This is a genomic window from Chloroflexota bacterium, from assembly GCA_016875535.1.
Taxonomy (GTDB): domain Bacteria; phylum Chloroflexota; class Dehalococcoidia; order SHYB01; family SHYB01; genus VGPF01.
The window spans coordinates 40,997-47,778 of sequence record VGPF01000013.1 but is presented as its reverse complement, the minus strand read 5'-3'; the positions used below and the strand labels follow the sequence as shown (position 1 = coordinate 47,778).

Genomic DNA, 6,782 nt, shown 5'->3' with positions numbered 1-6,782 from the left:
CCCGCCGGAGGGCGTGCCCTGGGGCGGCGGAAGCGGACCGTGACTTTCAGGCTGTTGGTCAGGCATAGGGGGCGTACTAGGGATTCGATTCAAGTATAGCGGTCTGCGCGACAAAGCATAACCGGACGATGGCAGGAAGTGACAACCGCCCCTATCGCGAACGGTCTTGCTGATGCATCATCGCAGCATGCAAGTGACAGATGCGGGTGACGAATGGCAGGGGCGGCCTTCCCTGCGTTTGCAAGGCCGGTCGTACAGCCTGCCTGGAGGGTACTTCATCACGCTTGTGATTCAACAACGAGAGTTATTGCTTGGGAGCGTCAGCGACGGACCGGTGAATCTGAACGATGCGGGCCGGATGATCGAGCGGTGGTGGAAGGAGATCCCGCATAAATATCCGGGGGTGCTGCTGGACCAGTACGTCGTCATGCCAAATCACATTCACGCAATCCTTGTTCTCACGCACGGCGCGTGGACGCGGGTCCGCGTCAATGGGCCACAGGGGGTCTTTGATATAGACCCCGGGCGACCACATAGGATCGCCCCTACATTGGGAGGCGTCATCGGGTGGTTCAAGACAATGACCACCGCTGAATATGCCCGTGGGGTTCGTGAATCGAATTGGACGCCGTTCTTTCGACGGCTTTGGCAGCAGGATTTCTACGAACACATCATCCGCGCTGACGGCTTGGGACCGATTCGTGAATACATCCGGCGCAACCCCGAGCGATGGCATCTTGATGCGGAGAATCAAGCCGCAGACACGCACATCCGCATGTAGGGGCGACCTTATATGGTCGCCCAGGGTTTCCCCCTCACCACATGACCATGCCGCCATCCACGTTGATTGCCTGGCCGGTGATGTAGCCGCCCGCCTTGGTGCAGAGGAAGGCGATGACTCCGGCGATCTCATCGTCCGTGGCGGGACGCTTCATAGGGATGAGCTGGACCATGCGGTCCCAGGCGGCGCCGCGGGGGTAGCCCACATCGTCCATGCGGGAGGTATCCGTGATGCCGGGGCAGATGGCGTTGCTGGTGATCCCGTAGGGAGCGAGCCATTGGGCCAGCACCTGGTTGAAGCCCTGGAGGGCGAAGTTGGCGGTGCAATAGGCGGGGCTGACGGCATTGCCGCGCTTGCCGCCGATGGAGGAGATGTTGACGATGCGCCCGCCCTGCTTCTGCCGCAGGAGGACGTCCGCCACGGCCTTGGACATGAGGAAGGAGCCCGTGACCTTCACGTCCAGGACCTTGCGCCAGAGCGCCTCGTCCAGCTTATCCACGGTGACGCGGTCCTCGCCCCGGGCGAAGGCGGCGTTGTTCACCAGGATGTCTATGCGCCCGAAAGCATCCAGCGTCTGCTGGACGAAACGCGCCACATCCTTGGCGCTGGTTACATCGCCCACCAGGGGCAGGGCCTTCGCCCCGGCGGTGCGCACTTGCTCCGCCGTGCTTTCGATGTCCCGCCAGCCCGCCGCCTTCTCATCCGGCGGGAAGGTCTCCGGCTTGCGCCCGGTGCCGGTGGGCGCCACGGCGCAGCCCATCTTGGCCAGGGCCACGCAGGCGGCCCTCCCGATGCCGCGCAGTCGTCCCGCGCCGGTGACGATGGCGACTTTGCCTTCCAACTCTCGCATAACGTGCCTCCAGGGTGACGGTGGTGGCATTGTTGCAGAGGGCGATTGCTGAGGCAACCCTGCAAGGCGTCCGTCCCTACGTTCCTCTCTTGTCATGAGTCGCCTACAATGTGCGGCGGAGATGCAAGGAGGCCCCTATGCCGGACCCACTGGTGCTCTACGCGAAAGACGGGCATATCGCCACCATCACCCTGAACCGCCCGGACGTGCTGAACGCCGTGAGCAACGATATGGCGCTGGAGCTGGATGAGGCCATCGAAAAGGTGAAGCGCGATGGCGAGGTGTGGGTCGTCATCCTGGCGGGCAATGGGAAGTCCTTCTGCTCCGGGTACGACCTGAAGGGCATCACCTCCGGGCGCATCACCAAGGGGGCCGCGCCGGCGGTGGATCGCCAGGGGCACATCGGCTGGAGCGCCCTGCGGTTCTGGGAGATCGAAAAGCCCACCATCGCGGCGATCCGGGGCCATGCCGTGGGCGGCGGCCTCTGCCTGGCGCTCGCCTGCGATATCCGCATCGCCGCGCCGGACGCGCGCTTTGCCGCCACCTTCACCAAGCGCGGGCTCGTCCCCGATTCGGGCGCCACCTTTTTCCTCATCCAGAGTGTGGGCTATGCCAAGGCCTGCGAGATGAGCTTCCTCGCCGAGCAGATTGACGCTCAGGAGGCCCTGCGGCTGGGCATCGTGAACAAAGTCATCGGCGACCTGGCGGTGGAGAAGGCGGCCATGGATACGGCCCAAAAGATGCTCCTGCAATCGCCCATCGCGGTGCGGCTGGCCAAGCGCGCCCTGCGCCGGGGCATGGAGGCCGAGGCGACGCGCGCCGTGGAGTATGAGCTTTACCTCAACGGCGTCACCGCCAAGACCAATGACATCATCGAAGGAGCCAAGGCCTTCGTCGAGAAGCGGCCTCCCAAGTGGACGGGCGCCTAGACGAAATTCGTCAGCCCTTCGTAATCGCTTACGTGCCCCTTGCCTTTGCGTCTTTGCCGCGCCGGGACTATACTCCCGCCACTTCGCAAACCTGTCTTTTGGGCGTCGTGTCCCGCGCCCAGGCCGAAACTTGGTGCGGCCAAGCGGGAATCTGCGGGTGAGGCCGCGGCGTACTCAAGGCATCAGCAGATGAAGGAGCACAGAATGAAGCACCTGGTACGACAGCGCCGTAGAGTCGGTCTCTTTGGCGTGCTGCTCATGGCGGCGGTCTTTGTGGTCACCGCCTGCGGCGGCGGAGATGACGATGAGCCGACGGTTGGGCCCACTGCCACGCCGCAGGTCATCGTTGTCACACCGACGCCGCGCCCGACGCCCACCACGGGGCCCACGCCGACGCCCCTGGTTATCGTCCAGACGGCCACGCCGACGCCCCAGCCGGGCCTGGGCGCGCAGACGGAAAACATCATCGGCTTCCGGTGGATCCAGAACCAGCCCAACTGGCGCGTCCCGCCCCGGCGCGGCGGCACGCACAATTACGGCTTCAACTCGCCGCCCGCCTCCACGGATCCCATCATCAGCCGCTCCTTCACCACCATGACGGTGGCGACGCCCATCTATAGCCAGTTGATCCGCTGCACCCCGGCGCCGAACCAGAAGGTCGGCAACATCGGTCTGTGCGCGGAGGAGCCGGACCTGGCTACCAGCTGGACGATGTCCCAAGACGCCAAGGTCATCACGCTGAAGCTGAACCCGGCGGCCAAGTGGCAGAACTTGCCGCAGGCGGCCTATGGGTATGATGCGCGCCTTGCCCCCCTTTACGGACGCCAGGTGGTGGCTGCGGATGTGGTCCACAGCATGAACTACTGGCTCGGCAAGCTCAGGAAGGCCGATGGCTCGCCTCAGCCCACCATCGCCCAGGGCCCCCAGTGGAACAACCTCTCCGATGTTCGCGCCGTTGACGCCGCGACGATCGAGATCCAGCTGAAGGGCCCCGATCCCTACACGACGCTCCTTCTGGCCGACTTCCAATCACGCATCCTGCCGCCTGAGGTCTTCCAGCTGGACGGCGATTACACCAAGCGCATCGTGGGCAGCGGCTCCATGATGATTGCCACCTATGACCGCACGACCAAGGTGGAGATGACCGCCAACCCCAACTTCTGGAAGAACGGCGGCGACGGCAGACCCCTGCCATACCTGGACAAGCACGTCATCAACGTCATCACCGCCGTCTCCCTCCTTCGCTCCGGCATGACCACCGGCCAGTTGGACAGCGCCCAGACCGTGGGCATCTCCACCCCGGCGGACGCGGTGAACTTCGGCCGGCAGTGCTCCGCCTGCCAGATCACGGAGCTCTTCAGCGCCAAGGGCATCTTCTCCCTTGGCCTGAGGACGGAGGGCGCCAACGCCCCCTTCGCCGATAAGCGCGCCCGCCTCGCCATCGCCAAAGCCATTGACTGGCAGACCATGATCAACAACATCCACGGCGGCGCCGCGACCCTGGCCCCGCCGACGGTGGTGACGGGCTTGCTCTACGATGAGCCGCCGGGAGTCGCCAAGATCGCGGAGGGCTTTGCGAACCGGGATGATAACCCCTGGATCTTCGATGCGGCGAAGGCGAAGGAGCTCTGGGCGGCCTCAGGCCATAGGGCCGGCGAGAAGCACACGCTCATCTACAACGAGTACAGCCCCACCATCACGAACCAGATGCTGGCGGTGAAGGGCGACCTTGAAAAGAACCTTGGCATCGAAGTGACGCTGAACAAGGTTTCCGACATCAACGTCTTCTACGCGGCCATCGGCTACAACCCCGGCCAGCAGCACCAGACCTTTGAGAGCATGGCGCTCTTCTTCAACCAGATCCTGCCGAACCCGGCGCTGGACCTCCAGACCCTTACGCCGGGCAACCAGGCGAACTTGATGGAATACAACATCCCGCGCATCAACGCTCTGGTCGCCGAGGCTTCGCGCGGTGTGACCCGCGAGAAGCTGGCCGAGATCTCCCGCGAGGTCTGGAACATCGAGAAGGCTGAGGCGAAGCGCTTCGTCCTGCCGACGGAGGCGCGCTACGTGGTCTACAGCGGCCGCCTGCGCAACGCTTACCAGCAGTCCGGCGGCGGCGAGGCCTTCCACCAGGGCGGCCACCTCGTCGAGGTCATCTGGCTGGCAAGTTAGCGCCTTCAGCCCCGCGTGTGATCGAAGGCCCTCCCGCGTCGCGGAAGGGCCTTCTTGTTCTCCCTGATATGCTGGTGCTAGACTCCCGCGAAGGCGAAGGAGCGTGTGGACTACTTGCAGATCACGGAGCGGCCTGGCCTGCGGAACCCCGCATGGATCGGGGCCTTTGCGGGCTTCACGGATGCCCAGGAGGGCGCCACCCGCGCCATCCGCTATCTCGTCCACCACCTGCACGCCACCAAGTTCGCCTCCATAGATTCGGAGGAGTTCTACGACTTCACCTCCGTCCGGCCCATCGTCTACAACAACGCCCAGGGCCAGCGCGTGATCCGCTGGCCCACCAACGACTTCTACTACTGGTCCGATCCGGCGGGCGTCCGCGACCTGATCCTCTTCCTCGGCAGCGAGCCGAGCCTCCGCTGGCGCACCTATATCGGCCTGCTGCAGCGCGTCATGGCCCCCTATGAGATGGATGCCGTTATCACGCTGGGCAGCCTCCTTGCCGCCGCGCCGCACACGCGGGACGCGCCGATCTCCGGCATCGTCAGCCGGGAAGAGCTCAAGGCGCGCCTGCCTGGCATACAGCTTACAGAGAGCTCCTACCAGGGGCCGGTGGGCATCAACACCATCTTTGTGGAGGCCTGCAAGGAGCGCGGGCTGGGGCACATCAATATCTGGGGCCACGCCGCGCACTATGTGGAGCGCCTGCCCAACTACAAGGTCGCGGCCGCGCTGGTGCGCCAGGTGAACGCAACCTTCGGCCTGAACCTGCCGATGGAACCCATCGCCCTGCAGGCCTCGGCCTTTGAGACGGAGGCGACCAAGATGGTGGCGGCCAGCGTGGAGCTGAGCACCTACGTGAAGCGCCTGGAGCAGCAGTTCGATGGCGAGCTGGCCGCCCAGCAGGAGCAACAGGCCCAGGGTCCCACGGTCCCCGAGCTGCCGCGCGTCTTTGCCGAGGAGATAGACCGCCTGCTCAAGGGCAAAGAGCCGGACGAAGGCCCCTCCAAGAACTAGCCTCGGCGCTGAAAAGTCCACGACTATGCCGTCCAGAGCAGTTCGTTTCAGCATGGGCGGGACCATGGGCTTCCGCACCTTCGCGGAGGCCCTTGAGTGCGCCCGCGCCATCGAAGAGCTTGGCTTCACCACGCTCTACGCCTCCGACCACATGCTCGGCGTCTCCAGCATGGCGGTGGACATCCCCGCCATGGAGCCGTGGACGCTGATCACGGCCCTGGCGGCGGCGACGAAGCGACTGCGCTTCGGCGTTCTGGTCTCCGGCGTCACCTATCGCCACCCTTCCATGCTGGCGAAGATCGCCTCCACGGTGGACGTGGTGAGCAACGGCCGCCTGGATATCGGCATCGGCGGCGCATGGTCCAAGGACGACCATCTCGCCTTCGGCCTCGATTTCCCTCCCCTGGCCGAGCGGCAGGAGCGCCTCCGCGAAGCGGTGGAGATCTTGGACGGCCTGCTGACCAGGCCGAGCTTTTCCTATCAGGGGAAGCACTACCGCTTGCAGGATGCCGTCGTCTCGCCGGGGCCGGTGCAGAAGCCGCGCCCGCCTATCATGCTGGCCGCAGTGGGCGAGGCCGGCATCGAGATCGCGGCGCGGCACGCCCAGATGTGGTGCGCCGTGGTCACACCGGCCTTTGCGGCGGACCGCGTGGCGCTCCTCTCCGCGAAGGCTCGGGCGATAGGCCGCGACCCGGCGGCCATCGAATGCGCCCAGTATTCCAGCATCTTTCTGAGCGACGACGCCCGCGAAGTCCGCCGCACCCTGGAGGCGGGCATCGCGCGGATCACCGATGCGAAGAAACGGCCTGTCTTGGCGCAGGCGCGCAATGCGCTGGGGGGCGAGCCGGTGGAGGAGCGCGCGATGGCCAATGCCCTCATCGGGAACGCAGAGCAGGTCACCGCGCGGATACGCGCCTATGTGGCCGCCGGGGTGACGCACTTCATCATCATGACGCCGCGCCCCTTTGATCGCCGCCTCATCGATAAGTTCCGCAAAGAAGTGATGACGCAGTTCATCGGGAACTGAGGG

At 65.1% G+C, this 6,782-nt stretch carries 6 protein-coding genes; 5 read left to right on the top strand and 1 reads right to left on the bottom strand.

All coding sequences use genetic code 11. The annotated features are described in order from the left end of the window. Positions 1-187: 187 nt before the first annotated feature. Positions 188-781, top strand: a complete 594-nt coding sequence (locus FJ039_05670; GenBank protein MBM4405657.1) for a transposase — start codon at positions 188-190, stop codon at positions 779-781. A 34-nt stretch (positions 782-815) separates the two neighbouring features. On the opposite strand, the gene FJ039_05665 is transcribed toward FJ039_05670, so the two are convergent. Beyond that, positions 816-1,727: an SDR family oxidoreductase gene (locus FJ039_05665; protein MBM4405656.1), complete on the bottom strand. Its 912-nt coding sequence runs from the start codon at positions 1,725-1,727 to the stop codon at positions 816-818. A 41-nt stretch (positions 1,728-1,768) separates the two neighbouring features. Here FJ039_05665 and FJ039_05660 point away from each other — a divergent pair, with 41 nt between their 5' ends. The 4 genes from FJ039_05660 (at position 1,769) to FJ039_05645 (ending at position 6,779) form a co-directional block, all read left to right on the top strand. Next, positions 1,769-2,560 (top strand): enoyl-CoA hydratase/isomerase family protein, encoded by a 792-nt coding sequence (locus FJ039_05660; protein ID MBM4405655.1) that lies wholly within the window; start codon positions 1,769-1,771, stop codon positions 2,558-2,560. 189 nt (positions 2,561-2,749) lie between these two features. Further along, a complete protein-coding gene (locus tag FJ039_05655; GenBank protein ID MBM4405654.1) occupies positions 2,750-4,735 on the top strand; it encodes an ABC transporter substrate-binding protein in 1,986 nt (661 codons plus the stop codon). 105 nt (positions 4,736-4,840) lie between these two features. Continuing rightward, positions 4,841-5,752: a PAC2 family protein gene (locus FJ039_05650; protein MBM4405653.1), complete on the top strand. Its 912-nt coding sequence runs from the start codon at positions 4,841-4,843 to the stop codon at positions 5,750-5,752. 25 nt (positions 5,753-5,777) lie between these two features. Beyond that, the gene (locus tag FJ039_05645; protein ID MBM4405652.1) at positions 5,778-6,779 is read left to right on the top strand and encodes an LLM class flavin-dependent oxidoreductase; all 1,002 of its coding nucleotides are present in this window, start codon (positions 5,778-5,780) and stop codon (positions 6,777-6,779) included. Positions 6,780-6,782 lie beyond the last annotated feature (3 nt).